The following is a 16,022-nucleotide window of genomic DNA, read 5'->3' as shown; positions in this document are numbered from 1 at the left end:
TTATTTATGAGGTTTTTCATTGTTACATTTTCCATATCTCATCATCCTTTCTTTCTTAAATAATAACATAAAAAAGGAAATAAGTTCTAGACTTATTTCCTTTTTTAACTAATTTTTATGTGTCAATATTTTTGCGATTGTTTCATAATTCATGTCACTTTTGAGCGTATAACTACCGTCACGAATGTATTTTTCATAATTGTTATCTCTTAAGTATTTATCAAACTCTGAAGCGCTTTTAATAATACCATTTGCTTGAAGTTCATCTCCAGCTTTAGAAGAAGGATCTCCTTTAGAAATCGTTAATTTATAACTTTTTACTTTTTTAGCTTCTTCTGCTTTCTTTTTAGCAGCTTCTTCCGCTTTTTTCTTGGCATCTGCTTCTGCTTGCTTATCCAATTCTTGTTGAGCTAATAATTTTTCATATTTGCTTTTCCATGTTTTTGAGTTTTCATCAGAACCAGTTTTTGTTGATGTGACTTTAGTTTCTTCTGCTTTGGTCTGAGTTGAAAAAAACTGATTATAAACCAGTAAGACAACGGCAGAAATTAAGAAACCTAATGCCAACATCCGTAAGTTTTTCTTCACAGATAGGCTCCTCCTTTAAAATTTAAATCAATGTTTTAAATATTCTTCAATGATTTTTTCTACTTCTTCTTTTGGTAGGGATGATTGTTCTGCAATTTCTGATGTTACTATTCCAGAAGTATAAAGGGTAATCACTTGTTTTTTCATTAATTCGCGAACTTTAGGACTTTCAGGAACTTGCTCCACCTCAACGATAGGGGCATCCATTTTCATTGCTTTTTCTAATTCAGAGACACGTTGTTTTAATTCAAAGTTTTCTTGCATCCACTGAGCAGCAACATCTTCTAGTTCTTTTTCTAATTGCTTATTATCACCTTTTTGTAAAAATGAAATGACAAACAGCGCAATAGCAGCAATTAATAAGATAATTATGACTGTGGTCATGGGTTTTATAAACACCTCTCTTCCATAAACTCTACTACTAGTTATAGCATAATTTAACATAAAACACCATCCGAAATAAGGTTTTGTAAAGAAATTAAAAAGAAAATGCATAGAGTCCTTGCAACAACTGTGTAAAAATGATATTATTATACAGGTTTAGTAAATAAATTCGTCAGTCAGAGTTGGAGGGAAAAATAATGCGCGTTAATATTACTTTAGAATGCACTGAATGCGGTGATCGTAATTATATCACTACTAAAAATAAGCGTGAAAATCCGGAACGTATTGAATTAAAAAAATATTGTCCAAGATTGCGCCGTGTAACTTTACACCGCGAAACTAAGTAAGCAGCAGGATCTCCATTCTGTTGCTTTTTTTATTATAAAAAAGGGGGAAGTCAAGATGGAAGACAAACACCTTATTCGAGAAAAAGTTTTGCGAAACTTAAATAGTATTGATAAATTTGAGCACCAGGAACGCTCGATTAAACTTGCAGAAAAATTATTTCTGTTACCAGAGTGGAACAAAGCAAAGACAATCGGAATTACACTAGCAAGACATCCTGAAATTGAAACTGAAACGATTATTCTCCAGGCTAAAAAAGAAGGAAAAACCGTTTTAATTCCAAAAACAATTTATCCTAGTAGAAAAATGGAATTTAAAAAAATGGATTCTAATCATCCGCTTATTAAAACAAAATTTGGTATTTTAGAGCCTAATGAATTAGCAGAAACAGTCGAAAAAGAAGCAATAGAGTTGTTACTAGTTCCAGGGGTTGTTTTTAACAAAGCACATTATCGAATAGGTTTTGGCGGCGGATTCTATGATAGATTTTTAACTGATTTTAAAGGAGAAACAGTCTCTTTGTGTTTTTATGAGCAACAAATAGAATTCACTCCAGAACCCCATGATAAACCAGTTTCTATTCTGATTGAAGGATAAAGAAAAATAATTCTATAGAAAATAGGGTGGATTGTTTACAACGCCCCTATTTTTGCGTATAGTAGTAAATATAATTTGTAATGAAAGCAGGGAATTTTTTGAGCTTCCAAGAACAATATGTCTTCTGGCGCCTAACTAACTATTTCTTGGGTGTGGAAAAATACCGTTTAATCCATCTTCATGAGGAAAAACAAGAACTTTGGTTAGAAAATATCAGCCAGAAAAAAAGACCAGTTATCCGTATTCAAATGAAAGAATTAAGTTGGGTAAATGTAGTGGAACGTGATGTGACACATACATTACATGTAACTGAAAACCTTCGCAAGCAAATGGGACGCTTAAAATTGCCTCTTATTAATATTTATATAACTCCATTTGAGCCCATGGGTGATATTTCGCCTTTTTTTGGACAAACCATTACGTCACCAAACGAAAAAGTGAAATTAGAAAATATATTACTTGCAAACGAACAAATGCAGGAGCACCTAGAATTACTAATTAAAAAATTAGATATACCAGAAGAAACATTTATCCTTTCAAACGAAATAACAAAAGAGATGGTAGCAAAAGAACGCGAGCAAGTAATCACTTATATTACTGCTAAAGTTAATGAAGAACAAAAAGTAGCTAGAAATTCTAAGCCAATTGTCACATATTCGTTCATTGGGCTTATTGTTGCGGCATTCCTTTGGGTGACCTTACAAGGTGGTTCAACCGATACTTTTAACTTAATTAAATGGGGTGGGAAATTCAACCCTCTTATTTATGCTGGTGAATGGTGGCGCTTTATTTCACCTATTTTTCTTCATAGTGGTCTAATCCACCTTGCATCAAACGCAGTAATGCTCTATATTGTTGGTGCATGGGCAGAGCGTATTTATGGTAAATGGCGATATATTCTTATACTACTTTTAGGTGGTATTTGTGGTAATATAGCGAGTTTTACGTTAAATATGAATTTATCTGTTGGAGCTAGCACGGCAGTTTTTGCTGTAATGGGTGCATTACTATATTTAGTTGTATTAAAGCCAAATCTTTATGCAAAAACAATTGGAACAAGCATTGCTTCCTTAGTAGCGATTAATTTATTAATAGATGTCTTTTCTACACAAATTGACATTGCTGGGCACATTGGAGGCTTAGTTGGCGGATTTTTACTTGCAGGAGCATTATCGCTTCCGAAACAATTTTTCCATTGGCGTAGACTTGTATATGGAGTTTCGCTTGTTGCAATAACTATTCTCTTTTTATATTTTGGTTTCCAAAAAGGAGAACAACCTTATGATCCCATGCCAGCCAATATAGCAGTTCAACAATATTTGCAAGATCATAACAAAAAAGAAGCTACAAAAATTATAGATAATTTAATCGAAAGCGGAAGTGCTGATGGCTATTCTTATACTTATGCATCGTCTATTGCTTTACAAAATAAGCAAATAGATAAAGCAGAAGATATGGCGAATGAAGCAATTAGTCTGGATAAAGATATCCCAGAAGCTCATTATTATTTATCTTTTTGTTATAGAATACAAGGTAATATAGAGGGCGCCCTTAAAGAAGCCGATACTGCTAAACAATTATCCAGTAATACGTTTTTTGATTCTTATTATGATGAGTTACAAAAAAGCAAAGAATAAGAGGTTTTTAATGTGAAAACAGTTTATGATGTTGCTCAATTACTACGAAAGCATGGCATAATTGTTTATTTAGGAAAGCGACAATATGATATCGAAATGATGGAATACGAAGTCACAGAACTTTTTAAGCATAATATTTTAGATAGAGAAGTTTTTGCTAGAGCTCGAAGTATATTGAAACAAGAATTAATCAAAGAACAACGAAAAAATAGTAGTTTAAATTAAATTGATTATAAGGAGAACAGCAGAATGAACAAAAAATTAATTGGTGTAGATCTAGGCGGGACAACTGCAAAATTAGCTATTTTAACAAAAGACGGTGACATTGAAGAAAAATGGACTATTGATACAAATATTGAGAATAAAGGTGCCCATATTGTGAAAGATATTGGTGATTCTATTAATCAAAAGTTAACTGATTTACAGCTAGATAATGACATTTTTTATGGTATCGGGATGGGAACTCCTGGAACAGTGAATTATGAAACAGGAACAGTTAAAGGTGCATATAATCTTGGCTGGGCAGAAGAACAAAACGTTAGCGAAGACTTGGAAAAAATTACTGGTTTAAAAATAGAATTAGATAATGATGCGAATGTTGCAGCATTAGGTGAACGCTGGAAAGGTGCTGGCGAAGGTGGTGCGAATGTTGTGTTCGTAACACTTGGAACAGGTGTCGGTGGCGGAATTTTTGCAGAGGGTAAGATTCTGCACGGAATTCGTGGCGCAGCAGGCGAAATTGGTCACGTGACAGTTGTCCCCGAGAATGGCTATGATTGTACTTGTGGTAAAAAAGGATGTTTAGAAACCGTAGCTTCTGCAACTGGTATTGTACGCGTAGCAAAAGATTTGGCAAAAGAATTCACTGGCGAATCATCGCTTAAGGAAGCTATCGACAAACAAGTTACTATTACTTCTAAGTTGATTTTTGAATTGGGCGCTGAAAATGATAAATTAGCTAATGAAACGATTGATAAAATTTCTTTCTACTTAGCCCTAGCACTTAGTCATATAGGTAATATGCTAAATCCCGAAAAAATTATTATTGGCGGGGGAGTTTCGGCTGCAGGAGATCAACTTTTAACACCTGTCAGAAATTATTTTGAAACTATGGTATTTCCAGCAGTTAAAGAATCTACTAAATTATCTATCGCGACAAAAGGGAATGACGCTGGGATAATAGGTGCTGCTTGGTTAGCATTACCAGTTGAAGATTAATACTTTTCATAAGCTACAATAACACTCCATTATTGTAGCTTATCTTACTTAAGATGATCTTTCTATCACGCATTGTTTTAGCTTCCTATGAAAAGGGTAAAATTTTAGCATAGAGAGATTGGAGGCCAGAGATGAAAAAATCAAATGCTTTTTTGCTAATTACCTTGTTAATGGGCTTGGTTTTTATCTCTTTTGGTTGCTCGGAGGAAAAAGAAACGCCAAAAAAGACTGCAAAAGAAGTTCAGGGTGTTCAAATTAAAACGAAAGAATTTCAACGTGTCGTTGGTTGGTTGTCAAAAGATACTGTTTTGTTACAAACAAAAAAACATGGCACAACTTACTTTGAAGAATTAAATATTTATAATGAAAAAAAACGGGCTATCTTTAATACAAAAGAATCTATTTCAGAAGTCCAAATTAGTCCGGATTATCGAAACATATTGCTTTATTCTGCTGAATCAGATAAAAAAGCAACTATGCGAATCATTGCATTAAATGATGGTTCCATACTAGCGTCCAGAGATACTAAACCATTAACAACCACTTTTTATTGGAATAATGAATCGCCTGAAAAAATAATGTTTGTAACTTATAGTCCTCAGTGGAATTTTCATATTGAGAATTGGGATTACACGACTAATCAAGTTGATAATGTAGATGTAATATCTCCTTTTATTTCTTGGTATGGTGATAATTTGATTATTTCAAATAATAAAGATAAACCAGATGATGAATTAGGAAACTTATATTTACAAGATATTAGAGATAAAGCTACTAAAAGCTTAATTGTTGCTAATATAATGCAATTTGCTGTACATGATAATGTTTTACTTACGATTGAGAAATCTTCGAATGAAAAATTATTGTATGTTTTTAGGACAATAGGTTTTCAAAATTTTTTCTCTTATGAAGCAGCAAGAGAGTATGATGAATTAGGAACTTTTATCCCTTATTTTGATACAAATTTCGATAAAAATACTTTTTTAACCTTCGTGCCTTATAAAAGTCAAAAAATTAGCAGTGGCCCCCATGAATATAAATTAGTAAAAGTTGATCCAACAAACAAAAAGGAGACTACTGTATTAGAATTAACGGATAATCAACCTATTTTATCTTATGAAACGGGTGATTTAGTTCTCTATGGTTATTTGTTTGATAAGGTTATTGATACAAAAACAGGTAAAATGTATAATTTAATTAATACACCAACTAAAACTTTTTAATCAACGAATTCATGCTTATGGATTCGTTGTTTTTGTGAGCGTGTAACCATTTTCTAAAGTAATGTTGCAAGTAAAAGTAGATAAAGCTTCGTTAGTAGATTGACATCTTATTATTGAGTTACCATACTTTATGCTAAATTGGCTTGCTAGTTTCGAATCATTCTTTGCTACTAACAAAGCTAAATTCAATTCTGCAGATGCTAAATAATAGTTCTGAAGTTGTTTTTCATATTGAATTTGAGTTTTAAAAATTGAGGTACTGCCTGTAACAATTAAAATCGTAATAAAGGCTATGAAAAGTGTAAAGGGTAGCGTGAATCCATTGTGTTTCATTAAAACTCATTCGCTTTCGTTAAAGGGAATTTTGAAGTATAAAACTTATTATTGGAAAACTCAACTTTTAAAGTAAGTTGAGTTTCCTCCTCCATAATTTGCCAATTAGTTACTTTGTACAGTAGAGGCTCATGTCCTTTACCATTTACTTGTCGTCGTAGCATATTATTGTATTTTGAATAAGTAACAAGGTTATCATTTATTTTGAAAGATAGTTTTTCCGGATTTACTTGCATATTTGTAGCTTTTTCTAGTTCTAAACGAGTTTGCATCAAAAATAACTGCCATTCACTCGTTTGATCAAGATTACTAAGCTCGATAGTTTTATGATAACATTCAAAAAATAAAGGAATAAGAGAACTAATACTTAAAACGATAATAATCGATAGTATAGTTTCCAGTAAGGTGAAGGCAGATGAGCTCTTTCTATAACGTACATTTTTCGGTTTTATTTTTTTTTGCACAAATTTGGACACCTCCTTGATAATAAAAACTTTTTACTTGTCCATCGTTAAAAAGAATTGGAACACTTCTATAACGTAATAGCTCACTATGCTCAAAGATTTGCTGATATAGTTGACTAGTTTCTTTCTGTTGATCAAGCTTTTGAAAAATAGTCATAGAAATAGGTAATAAAAAACTACAAACAAGGGAGAAAAGTAATAAAGAAACTATACTTTCTACTAACGAAAATCCATTAATCTTGTTCAATCCGAAAACGTCCTTTCCCAATTTGGAATACAAGCTTATAACTTCTATTTAAGCCTGAAAAATGAATTGTAGAAAAACGATTGATAGTTCCATCTAGGTGCGAAAAACGATAATTTTCAACTTTTGTGTGTTGTAAATTTAATGTATCACCAAATGGAATAGTGGTAACCGGTTGTTTGTTTGAACTTGCAAGGAATTGATTTTCAACAGGAATAAAGGAAATAATTGTATCTTGATTAGATGTTATTGCATTTATTTGGCTAAGATAAATAGCGGCTTTTATTTCTTCTAACAATTGTCTTTCTGCAAGTCCAGAGATAGTGGTTGAAATTGGATAAATAGTTAGAGTTATCATAGTTAAGCTAATGGATAAGACTAGTAACATTTCTAATAAGGTAAAGGCATTCTTTTTCATTTATTCTCAGAAACGTTGCCTGAACTATCTATCTTAATACTATTTCCGTTTGGGCAAGATTTTTGAGTTGATTTCAAATAACCACCATTAACTAAGTCACTTACTGAAGGAATCGAATTCTTATCTAATTGATATGATTGAACTTGTCCCTGAACCATCGAAATAAAAGCCTCACAACCTTTATTATTAATAGACTTACTCTGTGTAACGATGTTAGGAATGGTTAGAAGTAACAATACACTGACAACTAATAAAACAATAAGCATTTCTACTAAAGTAAACCCTCGATCATCTTTCCAATCTATTTTAATTTTATACATTAAAACTCCTCCTCTAAATTTGATTTACCATAGAAAACATTGGATACAAGATAGATAAATAAATAGATATGATTAAAATGCCGATAATTATAAAAATAATCGGTTGGATAAATGAAAATAATTTTTCTGTTTTTTGGAATACTTTTTGATGGCATAGCTGATAATAGAATAAAAATTCTTCTGCTAGATTACCATTTTTCTCACCGTGTAAGGCAATGTAATATAGTTCGTTTTCAAAAATAGGCATTTTTTCTAATGCATCTGTTAAAGGTAAGCCAGCTTCAAGTGAAGGAATAATATGTTTTGCTATAGAACGGAAGAAAGCAGGAGAATCCTCTTGAGCAAATAATTGTATAATATGTGTAATAGAAAGGCCGCTTTTTAATAGGTAACCTATTTCGCGTGAAAAATATTGAGAATAATGAATCTTTACAAACTGCTTAATATAAGGAATACGACAATAAAAACAGGCTTGTTCATATGCTGATTTTTTATTTTGTTTTCGAATAATAAAACCTACTAATAGAAAAAGAGAGAGCAAAATAGCACCTAATAGAATGGGGACTTTTTCAAGTAAAAAATAAGTGAAACTGGTTCCAAGAGATCCGTTACTAGCGAGTTGTGAAAATAAAAGTTCGAATTTGGGTAAAAGGAATATCCGAAGTAAGAAAAATACTACGATAACGGTTGCAAATAAAACGAGAGGATATTGAAATGTTTTCATTAAGGCGTTTTTTTCTTCGGCTTTTCTTTTCATATGAATGCCAGTTTCTCGGATTGTTTGAATAAAAAAACCATGATTACTAGCATAATGAAGCTGTGAGCAAATAAACTCTGGAAACTTACTTTGTTGAAGAGCAAAAGAAAAAGAATTGCCAATTGCAAGAGAAGCGATAATTTCTCTATATCTCTCGCTATGTTTAGGCGTTGTGATACTTAAATAACTAATTGCAGACTCAAGTGAAAAACCTTTTTCAAGTAAAATAGCAATTCTTATTAAAAATTCACCATCATCTTTCCAATTAATCCGGTGGAAAAAAGCCATAGATAACCCCTTTCTGATAAATTTCGTCTAATGTATATTGAGGTTTGTTTTGTTGATAATTTGAGTCAAAATAATTTCGTATATCATTTTTTGTAATCATTTCATAGATGGCTGTTCTTTTTCTTTTTAAATGGCTACAATATGGATGACATTTTGAACCACAATAGACACAATATAAATGAGATAATTTTTGGAAACTTATACCAAGCAAACATTGAGCTAATTCTTCTTTGCTAACACCAAACTCAAGTAATCTCAGTAAAACTCCATAACTATCACCTGCATGAACTGTACTAAATACTAAATGACCTGTTAATGCAGCTCTTACTACTATTTTTGCTGTTTCTAAGTCGCGAATTTCTCCTACAATAAGGATATCGGGATCGTGACGCAGAATGGAACGAATGATAGGGGCATATGTGATGTCAGCTTTTTCGTTAATTTCCACTTGAAGAAAACCAGGGGAATAATGTTCAACAGGGTCTTCTATTGTAATTACTTGAAGTTCAGTTTGCTTTTCTATAGCTGACACTAAACTATACATTGAGCTTGATTTTCCGCTACCAGTACTACCTGAAAAAAGGAATAATCCAGTTTGGTTATTACATAAGTGCAAAATTTGTTTAGTTACCTTAGGAAATAGACAAGACTTTAAAAAAGGGATTGGATATTTATAGCGGAAAATGCGAATTACCATACTTTCATGAAAGTCTTTATTAGGCATAGTAGAAAGTCTTAGAGCTATTTTTTCGGATTTAATTTCTTTCTCATAGCTACCGGATTGAGGTTTGCGTTTCTCGCTTATATCTAGAGCAGCTTGAAATTTAAGAAATGATATTAACTTTTCTCCAGTATCATATGAAAGATAGAGAAGGGGTATCAGTGTCCCATTTACTCTCAGACGAAGCAAATAACGATATTTTAAAGGATGAATATGAATATCACTTGCATTGACTCGAAGCGCTTGAGATGTAATATGATCCATTAGTTTTTGTGGCATAATGACCTCCTTACAAGTTATATTCTACGGTATATTATAAAATTCCTTTGTAGAATTATTTTCACAAAAAACTAAAAAGTGATTTTCTTAGTTGGAAATAGTAGTATTTTAGAAAAAACATTAGTAAAAAATATTTTTAAGCTACCTTTAAGTATAGAAAAAACTTTTTTATTTTTATTAGATTTTCACAATCTTTGTGCGAAAGATAACAAACGTATAATTGGAAAGTGAAAATGAGATAAAGCCCTTACATTCCGAACGAATCTGTTGGATTAAGAATTTTTTAGGAATAAAACTAATTATTTGCCGAACAATACAACTCGTGATAAGCTATAGAAAAGGCAAATACATAATAGAATTAGCGGGTGAATGTAAACAGAGAGACTGCGAAAAGCAGCGCCGACGGGGAAAGCATATATTATGTGAAACTCTCAGGCAAAAGGATGTTTACGGGACGCAACTCTGGAGTCATTTTTATGTTACGACAGGGCTTATGAACTTTATAAGCCTTTTTGTTATGTGAAAAAGGAGGATATAATTATGACAGAGTTACTAAAAACACCGATTCACCCTTATTATGCAAAATATGGTGCAAAAACCATTGATTTTGGGGGATGGGATCTGCCAGTGCAATTTGCTGGGATAAAAACAGAACACGAGGCCGTGCGGACGGACGCAGGGTTATTTGATGTGTCTCACATGGGAGAGATTTTGGTGAAAGGGCCTGACAGTGCTTCTTATTTACAATATTTGTTATCAAATGATATTGAAAAAATAAAAGTTGGTAAAGCCCAATATAATATTATGTGCTATGAAACAGGGGGAACAGTGGACGATTTAGTGGTTTACAAAAAATCAGAAACAGAATACATACTTGTTGTGAACGCAGCAAACACAGATAAAGATTTTGAGTGGATGGTAAAAAATATACGCGGTGATGTCTCAGTTACTAATGTATCTTCGGAATATGCTCAATTAGCTCTGCAAGGGCCAAATGCTGAAAAAATTCTCTCTAAGCTAACAGATGTAGATTTAAGCTCCATCAGCTTCTTCGGATTTGTTTTGGATGCGAATATAGCTGGTGTGAAAACAATTATTTCAAGAAGTGGATATACTGGAGAAGATGGATTTGAGATTTATATGCCAAGCGCTGATGCAGGAAAAGTATTTGAAACAATTTTGGCGGAAGGTGTCGCTCCAATTGGTTTAGGTGCACGTGATACTTTGCGATTAGAAGCTGTACTTGCGCTTTATGGACAAGAATTGAGCAAAGATATTACTCCACTCGAAGCTGGCCTCAATTTTGCTGTTAAATTGAAAAAAGAAGCAAATTTTATAGGTAAAGAAGCTCTAATTAAACAAAAAGAAGCAGGATTGAAAAGAAAACTAGTTGGCATTGAATTAATCGAACGAGGTATTCCGCGTCACGATTATCCAGTATTTTTAAATGAGGAAGAAATCGGGGTAGTTACTTCTGGGACGCAATCACCAACACTTGGAACGAATATTGGTCTCGCTTTAATTGATACAGCTTACACAGAATTAGGTCAAGAAGTAGAAGTGGGCATAAGAAATAAAAAAGTAAAAGCAAAAATAGTACCAACACCATTTTATAAACGCGCGAAGTAAAAAGGAGGAAATAATATGGCGAAACATCGTTATTTACCAATGACGGAACAAGATGAAAAGGAAATGCTTGATGTAATAGGGGTTAAGTCAATTGATGACTTATTTCAAGATATTCCAGAAAAAATTAGATTTAAACGAGATTATGATTTAAAACCTGCAAAATCAGAACCCGCACTTTTACGTGAATTATCGAAACTCGCTTCTAAAAATGCCAATACAGCAGACTATGCCTCTTTCTTAGGAGTGGGGGTCTATAGTCATTACATTCCAACAGTTGTGGATCACGTTATTTCTCGTTCAGAATTTTATACAGCATATACGCCTTATCAGCCAGAAATTTCGCAGGGTGAATTGCAAGCAATCTTTGAATTCCAAACAATGATTGCAGAACTTACTGGAATGGATTTAGCGAACTCATCAATGTACGATGGGGGAACAGCTCTTGCGGAAGCGGCTATGCTAGCAAGCGGGCATACAAAACGAAAAAAAATTCTCATTTCTGGAGCAGTTCATCCAGAGAGCAGCAATGTTTTAAAAACATATGCAACTGGCCAACACATTGAAGTAGAAGTTATTCCAGAGCTAGATGGCAAAACAGACATCGAGGCACTAAAAAAAGCTCTTTCAGATGATATCGCAGGTTTTGTTGTACAATATCCAAATTTTTATGGTCAAGTGGAACCTTTGGCAGAACTTGAAAAATTAGTGCATGAAAATAATTCTTTATTACTTGTTTCAAGCAATCCGCTATCCCTTGGTTTGTTAACTCCACCAGGAGAATTTGGTGCAGATATTGTTGTAGGTGATTCACAAGTATTTGGTATTCCAGAATCATTTGGTGGACCGCATTGTGGATTCTTTGCAGTAACAAATAAATTAATGCGTAAAGTTCCTGGACGTTTAGTTGGGGAAACTGTGGATGAAAATGGGAAGCGTGGTTACGTATTGACATTACAAGCGCGCGAACAACATATTCGCCGTGACAAAGCGACATCTAATATTTGCTCTAACCAAGCTTTGAATGCTTTAGCTTCTTCTGTCGCAATGGCTACACTTGGAAAAACAGGCCTTGTAGAAATGGCAAAACAAAATCTAGATAAATCTCATTATGCAAAACAAAAATTCCGCGAAAATGGCTTTGAAGTTCTATTTTCAGATGGCTTTTTCAATGAATTTGTAGTAAAGCTTTCGAAACCAATCAAAGAAGTGAACGAATCGCTTTTAGATGAGGGGATTATTGGTGGATATGACCTTGGTTTTTATGAAAAAAAATACGAAAATCATATGCTTGTAGCAGTGACAGAAATGCGTACAAAAGAGGAAATTGATGCCTTTGTGGCGAGCTTGGAGGGTGCAAAATGAATTTAGAAGAAACGATGCCATTAGTGTTTGAACGCTCTATTCCGGGTAGAATTGGCTTTAGTTTGCCAGAAAGCGATGTTCCAGAAACAAATGCCAGTAATTATTTTGATCAAGCATATATTCGTTCTGAACCAGCAGATTTGCCTGAACTGAGTGAGCTTGAAATCATGCGCCATTATACTAATTTATCCAATCATAACTTTGGTGTGGATTCTGGTTTTTATCCGCTTGGCTCTTGTACGATGAAATATAACCCCAAAATCAATGAAAAAGTTGCACGTTTTCCTGGTTTTGCTAATATCCATCCAAATCAGCCAGAAAGCTCTGTCCAAGGTGCACTAGAACTACTGTACGATTTACAAACAAGCTTAGTGGAAATTACAGGAATGGATGAAGTGACGTTACAACCAGCCGCTGGAGCACACGGTGAATGGACTGGATTAATGCTTATTCGTGCATTCCATGAAAAAAATGGTGATACAAAACGTACTAAAGTTATCATTCCTGACTCCGCACATGGGACAAACCCTGCATCAGCAGCGGTTGCAGGCTTTGATGTGGTAACAGTGAAATCAAATGAAAAAGGTCTTGTTGATGTAGCTGATTTGAAAAAAGTTGTTGGAGAAGATACAGCCGCGCTAATGCTCACAAACCCAAATACACTTGGTCTTTTTGAAAAAGATATTGTCGAAATGGCGGAAATTGTTCATGAAGCTGGTGGGAAGTTGTACTATGATGGTGCCAACTTAAATGCTATTATGGCGAAAGTTCGACCAGGAGACATGGGCTTTGATGTTGTTCATTTAAATTTACACAAAACATTTACTGGTCCTCACGGTGGTGGTGGCCCTGGTTCTGGTCCGATTGGCGTGAAAAAGGAATTAATACCATTCTTACCAACACCAGTCCTTACGAAAAAAGGAGATATTTACACATTTGATTACAATTATCCTGATTCTATTGGACGCGTGAAACCTTATTATGGTAACTTTGGTATTAATGTTCGAGCATATACGTATATTCGTACAATGGGACCAGACGGCTTGAAATTGGTGACAGAATATGCCGTTTTAAATGCTAACTATATGATGCGTAAACTGCAAGAAGCCTATGATTTACCATTTGACCAAGTATGTAAACACGAATTTGTTTTAAGTGGTAATAGACAGAAGAAACTTGGTGTAAGAACCGTTGATATTGCAAAACGGTTACTAGATCATAATTTCCATCCGCCAACTGTTTATTTCCCGTTAATTGTAGGCGAAGCAATCATGATTGAACCGACAGAAACAGAATCTAAAGAAACATTAGATTCTTTCATCGATACAATGTTGAAAATTGCTAAAGAAGCAGAAGAAAACCCTGAAATCGTTCAAGAAGCGCCGCATAGCACCTATGTAAAACGACTAGATGAAACACGGGCTGCTAGAAAACCGATTTTACGTTATCAAAAAGAAGTATAAAAAGAAGCCTTGCTGCGAAGTTTCGTAGCAAGGCTTCTTTTTCTTATTTAGACTTAGTTTTTCCTGTCCATTTACGGTAGCCACCTTTAAGTTGATACACTTGTTTGTATCCACGTTTATAAAGCATAATTGCTGCACGGTTACTACGTTGTGCTGTTTGGCAATATAAGTAAACGGGTAAATCTTGGCGAATTTCTGTTGTACGGTTTTTCATTTGGGTAACTGGAATATTTCTAGCTCCAAGAATATGTCCAGCATCGAATTCATTTGGCTCGCGAACATCAATTAATTGTGCTTTACGATAACCTTTTTTAAATTCTTCTTCTGTTAAAACTTTTAGTGCTTTACGTCGCATTACAAACTGGTAAATTTCGTATCCTAAAAGAATAACCAGAATGATAATTGCTATAATCCAACTAATCAATTGTGTAAACCCCTTTCATCCTGAAAACTGCTTTTTTAAAGCATCCTTTTCTATTATAACTTATTTTTTGCCACCATCAATCACTTTGAAAGAAGATTTTCGTTTTTTCTTCATTTTTTTCTTCGGATCATGTAAATTTTTTGATTGTTTCACTGCTTTTTGGTAATTACTGTCTGTTTTTCTATTTGTGAAAAGCCGCAGTAGGAGGGTAAAAATAACCGTTCCAATTAAAACGGAAATAATTAAGACAAAAAATGATTGAAAGCCATCCATTAAAAGCCCAATACCAACAAGTGCAAGTAAAAAAATAACAATGAGGGGATACTTCTTCAAATTAATCCACTCCTATTCTAAAAGTTCCAGATTCTCCGGTTCAGCTGCATCTGCTGGTGCGCCTTCTTTTTCAACGCGTAGAAGTTCATTAAAGGATGCTATAGCAACCTCCACTTGATCATCAGACGGTTCTTTGGTTGTAAGTAGTTGTAGCCATAACCCTGGTACACCTAAATATTTAAGGATAGGGATATTTCGGCATTTATTAGTTAATTGAAGTACTTCAAATGCTACGCCAAGTACGACTGGAATAAGTAAAATTCGGTCGACCACACGGAGCCAAAGAGGATCAGTTGGTACTAACAAATAAATAAACATCCCAACAATAACCGTAAATAAAATAAAACTACTACCGCAACGATAATGAAGTCGTGATTGTTTTTGTACATTTTCAACTGTTAAAGGTAAATTTTCTTCATAGCAATTAATCACCTTATGCTCAGAACCGTGATATTGAAAAACTCGTTTAATAATCGGAGTCTGAGAAACAGCAAAAATATAGGTTAATAGAAGAATTAATTTGAAAAAGCTTTCTAAAAATACTTGGGCAGTGTCGCCTGGAACAATTGGACGGAATAATTCCGCTAAGAACACAGGGATAAGCGTCATAACAAATTTAGCAAAAACAAAAGATAAAATACCGATGACGGCAACACCAAGCCACATTGCGACTTTTGATTCTTTCTTTTCAATTTTTTCTTCTTCCACTGGATTATTTGGATCTTCGTCGTACCGGTCAGTAGCGAACGCAAGGTGTTTGGAACCGATAGCGCTAGATTCAATTAATGCAACAATCCCTCTTAAAAAAGGGATTTTCTTCATACGCATAACCCAAACTGGACTATTTTTTTCTAAATAAAAATATTCTAATGAACCATCTATACGTCTAACTGCTGTTACGGTCTGTTTTCTGCCGCCAAACATAACACCTTCAACTACAGCTTGACCACCATAAGATGGTACGTTTTGTTTGCTCAAAGTTTTCACCAGCCTAT

Annotated in this window: 21 protein-coding genes and 1 riboswitch; of the genes, 9 read left to right on the top strand and 12 right to left on the bottom strand. The window is 33.9% G+C overall.

Annotated features, from left to right (window positions below):
• Window positions 1-108: 108 nt before the first annotated feature.
• The gene (locus tag HCB45_RS07760; RefSeq protein ID WP_185318671.1) at window positions 109-588 is read right to left on the bottom strand and encodes an endolytic transglycosylase MltG; all 480 of its coding nucleotides are present in this window, start codon (window positions 586-588) and stop codon (window positions 109-111) included.
• Between the two features lie 27 nt (window positions 589-615).
• Window positions 616-972: a hypothetical protein gene (locus HCB45_RS07755; protein WP_185318672.1), complete on the bottom strand. Its 357-nt coding sequence runs from the start codon at window positions 970-972 to the stop codon at window positions 616-618.
• A gap of 197 nt (window positions 973-1,169) precedes the next feature.
• On the opposite strand from HCB45_RS07755, the gene rpmG reads away from it, so the two are divergent.
• The 6 genes from rpmG to HCB45_RS07725 all read left to right on the top strand — a co-directional run bounded on the left by rpmG (window position 1,170) and on the right by HCB45_RS07725 (window position 5,992).
• Window positions 1,170-1,319 carry a 50S ribosomal protein L33 gene (gene rpmG, locus HCB45_RS07750; protein WP_003719608.1) on the top strand — a complete coding sequence of 50 codons (150 nt, stop codon included), beginning with the start codon at window positions 1,170-1,172 and terminating at the stop codon, window positions 1,317-1,319.
• A gap of 55 nt (window positions 1,320-1,374) precedes the next feature.
• Window positions 1,375-1,914: a 5-formyltetrahydrofolate cyclo-ligase gene (locus HCB45_RS07745; RefSeq protein WP_185619481.1), complete on the top strand. Its 540-nt coding sequence runs from the start codon at window positions 1,375-1,377 to the stop codon at window positions 1,912-1,914.
• Window positions 1,915-2,012: 98 nt separating this feature from the next.
• Entirely contained in the window at window positions 2,013-3,551 is a 1,539-nt protein-coding gene (locus HCB45_RS07740; RefSeq protein ID WP_185619478.1) for a rhomboid family protein, read from the top strand.
• A 12-nt stretch (window positions 3,552-3,563) separates the two neighbouring features.
• The gene (locus tag HCB45_RS07735) at window positions 3,564-3,776 is read left to right on the top strand and encodes a YqgQ family protein (protein ID WP_003762076.1); all 213 of its coding nucleotides are present in this window, start codon (window positions 3,564-3,566) and stop codon (window positions 3,774-3,776) included.
• A gap of 24 nt (window positions 3,777-3,800) precedes the next feature.
• Entirely contained in the window at window positions 3,801-4,769 is a 969-nt protein-coding gene (locus tag HCB45_RS07730; protein WP_185318675.1) for an ROK family glucokinase, read from the top strand.
• Window positions 4,770-4,900: 131 nt separating this feature from the next.
• Window positions 4,901-5,992 (top strand): YqgU-like beta propeller domain-containing protein, encoded by a 1,092-nt coding sequence (locus HCB45_RS07725; RefSeq protein ID WP_185318676.1) that lies wholly within the window; start codon window positions 4,901-4,903, stop codon window positions 5,990-5,992.
• 15 nt (window positions 5,993-6,007) lie between these two features.
• On the opposite strand, the gene HCB45_RS15255 is transcribed toward HCB45_RS07725, so the two are convergent.
• Genes HCB45_RS15255 through comGA form a run of 7 tightly spaced genes read right to left on the bottom strand, consistent with a single transcriptional unit; the run spans window position 6,008 to window position 9,816 of the window.
• Window positions 6,008-6,325, bottom strand: coding sequence for a competence protein ComG (locus HCB45_RS15255; protein ID WP_185323087.1), 318 nt, complete (start codon window positions 6,323-6,325; stop codon window positions 6,008-6,010).
• Window positions 6,325-6,789, bottom strand: a complete 465-nt coding sequence (gene comGF / locus HCB45_RS07720; protein ID WP_185607736.1) for a competence type IV pilus minor pilin ComGF — start codon at window positions 6,787-6,789, stop codon at window positions 6,325-6,327. The genes HCB45_RS15255 and comGF overlap by 1 nt, the downstream gene beginning before the upstream one ends.
• A complete protein-coding gene (gene comGE / locus HCB45_RS07715; RefSeq protein ID WP_185318678.1) occupies window positions 6,752-7,036 on the bottom strand; it encodes a competence type IV pilus minor pilin ComGE in 285 nt (94 codons plus the stop codon). The genes comGF and comGE overlap by 38 nt, the downstream gene beginning before the upstream one ends.
• Window positions 7,023-7,451: a competence type IV pilus minor pilin ComGD gene (comGD, locus tag HCB45_RS07710; protein WP_185318679.1), complete on the bottom strand. Its 429-nt coding sequence runs from the start codon at window positions 7,449-7,451 to the stop codon at window positions 7,023-7,025. The genes comGE and comGD overlap by 14 nt, the downstream gene beginning before the upstream one ends.
• Complete coding sequence (comGC, locus tag HCB45_RS07705; protein ID WP_185318680.1) at window positions 7,448-7,771, bottom strand: competence type IV pilus major pilin ComGC; 324 nt, start codon at window positions 7,769-7,771, stop codon at window positions 7,448-7,450. The genes comGD and comGC overlap by 4 nt, the downstream gene beginning before the upstream one ends.
• A 13-nt stretch (window positions 7,772-7,784) precedes the next feature.
• Complete coding sequence (comGB, locus tag HCB45_RS07700) at window positions 7,785-8,816, bottom strand: competence type IV pilus assembly protein ComGB (RefSeq protein ID WP_185619476.1); 1,032 nt, start codon at window positions 8,814-8,816, stop codon at window positions 7,785-7,787.
• Complete coding sequence (gene comGA / locus HCB45_RS07695; protein WP_185619474.1) at window positions 8,794-9,816, bottom strand: competence type IV pilus ATPase ComGA; 1,023 nt, start codon at window positions 9,814-9,816, stop codon at window positions 8,794-8,796. The genes comGB and comGA overlap by 23 nt, the downstream gene beginning before the upstream one ends.
• Window positions 9,817-10,181: 365 nt before the next feature.
• A riboswitch (glycine riboswitch) is annotated at window positions 10,182-10,273 on the top strand.
• Window positions 10,274-10,356: 83 nt separating this feature from the next.
• On the opposite strand from comGA, the gene gcvT reads away from it, so the two are divergent.
• Genes gcvT through gcvPB form a run of 3 tightly spaced genes read left to right on the top strand, consistent with a single transcriptional unit; the run spans window position 10,357 to window position 14,270 of the window.
• Window positions 10,357-11,445 carry a glycine cleavage system aminomethyltransferase GcvT gene (gcvT, locus tag HCB45_RS07690; protein WP_185619472.1) on the top strand — a complete coding sequence of 363 codons (1,089 nt, stop codon included), beginning with the start codon at window positions 10,357-10,359 and terminating at the stop codon, window positions 11,443-11,445.
• Window positions 11,446-11,460: 15 nt separating this feature from the next.
• The gene (gene gcvPA, locus HCB45_RS07685; RefSeq protein ID WP_185619470.1) at window positions 11,461-12,807 is read left to right on the top strand and encodes an aminomethyl-transferring glycine dehydrogenase subunit GcvPA; all 1,347 of its coding nucleotides are present in this window, start codon (window positions 11,461-11,463) and stop codon (window positions 12,805-12,807) included.
• Window positions 12,804-14,270 carry an aminomethyl-transferring glycine dehydrogenase subunit GcvPB gene (gene gcvPB, locus HCB45_RS07680; RefSeq protein ID WP_185318685.1) on the top strand — a complete coding sequence of 489 codons (1,467 nt, stop codon included), beginning with the start codon at window positions 12,804-12,806 and terminating at the stop codon, window positions 14,268-14,270. Before gcvPA ends, gcvPB begins: the two co-directional genes overlap by 4 nt.
• Window positions 14,271-14,313: 43 nt before the next feature.
• Here the strand turns inward: gcvPB and HCB45_RS07675 are convergent, their stop codons facing one another.
• The 3 genes from HCB45_RS07675 to HCB45_RS07665 are packed head-to-tail and all read right to left on the bottom strand — an operon-like array spanning window position 14,314 to window position 16,005.
• The gene (locus HCB45_RS07675) at window positions 14,314-14,694 is read right to left on the bottom strand and encodes a rhodanese-like domain-containing protein (protein WP_003738872.1); all 381 of its coding nucleotides are present in this window, start codon (window positions 14,692-14,694) and stop codon (window positions 14,314-14,316) included.
• A 60-nt stretch (window positions 14,695-14,754) separates the two neighbouring features.
• Window positions 14,755-15,027, bottom strand: a complete 273-nt coding sequence (locus HCB45_RS07670; protein WP_185318686.1) for an AC76 family protein — start codon at window positions 15,025-15,027, stop codon at window positions 14,755-14,757.
• A 12-nt stretch (window positions 15,028-15,039) separates the two neighbouring features.
• Window positions 15,040-16,005, bottom strand: a complete 966-nt coding sequence (locus tag HCB45_RS07665; protein WP_185318687.1) for a DUF1385 domain-containing protein — start codon at window positions 16,003-16,005, stop codon at window positions 15,040-15,042.
• Window positions 16,006-16,022: the final 17 nt, after the last annotated feature.

This window comes from Listeria farberi (assembly GCF_014229245.1).
Taxonomy (GTDB): domain Bacteria; phylum Bacillota; class Bacilli; order Lactobacillales; family Listeriaceae; genus Listeria; species Listeria farberi.
The sequence above is the reverse complement of the archived record's forward strand: the minus strand, read 5'-3'. Positions and strand labels throughout refer to the sequence as shown.

Bases quoted from the DNA above. Each gene is read 5' to 3' on its own strand.
- gcvPA (WP_185619470.1), top strand. From the start codon at position 11,461: ATGGCGAAACATCGTTATTTACCAATGACGGAACAAGATGAAAAGGAA.
- rpmG (WP_003719608.1), top strand. From the start codon at position 1,170: ATGCGCGTTAATATTACTTTAGAATGCACTGAATGCGGTGATCGTAAT.
- comGA (WP_185619474.1), bottom strand. From the start codon at position 9,816: ATGCCACAAAAACTAATGGATCATATTACATCTCAAGCGCTTCGAGTC.
- HCB45_RS07730 (WP_185318675.1), top strand. From the start codon at position 3,801: ATGAACAAAAAATTAATTGGTGTAGATCTAGGCGGGACAACTGCAAAA.
- HCB45_RS07755 (WP_185318672.1), bottom strand. From the start codon at position 972: ATGACCACAGTCATAATTATCTTATTAATTGCTGCTATTGCGCTGTTT.
- comGD (WP_185318679.1), bottom strand. From the start codon at position 7,451: ATGAAAAAGAATGCCTTTACCTTATTAGAAATGTTACTAGTCTTATCC.
- gcvPB (WP_185318685.1), top strand. From the start codon at position 12,804: ATGAATTTAGAAGAAACGATGCCATTAGTGTTTGAACGCTCTATTCCG.
- HCB45_RS07745 (WP_185619481.1), top strand. From the start codon at position 1,375: ATGGAAGACAAACACCTTATTCGAGAAAAAGTTTTGCGAAACTTAAAT.
- comGB (WP_185619476.1), bottom strand. From the start codon at position 8,816: ATGGCTTTTTTCCACCGGATTAATTGGAAAGATGATGGTGAATTTTTA.
- gcvT (WP_185619472.1), top strand. From the start codon at position 10,357: ATGACAGAGTTACTAAAAACACCGATTCACCCTTATTATGCAAAATAT.
- comGC (WP_185318680.1), bottom strand. From the start codon at position 7,771: ATGTATAAAATTAAAATAGATTGGAAAGATGATCGAGGGTTTACTTTA.
- HCB45_RS15255 (WP_185323087.1), bottom strand. From the start codon at position 6,325: ATGAAACACAATGGATTCACGCTACCCTTTACACTTTTCATAGCCTTT.
- HCB45_RS07725 (WP_185318676.1), top strand. From the start codon at position 4,901: ATGAAAAAATCAAATGCTTTTTTGCTAATTACCTTGTTAATGGGCTTG.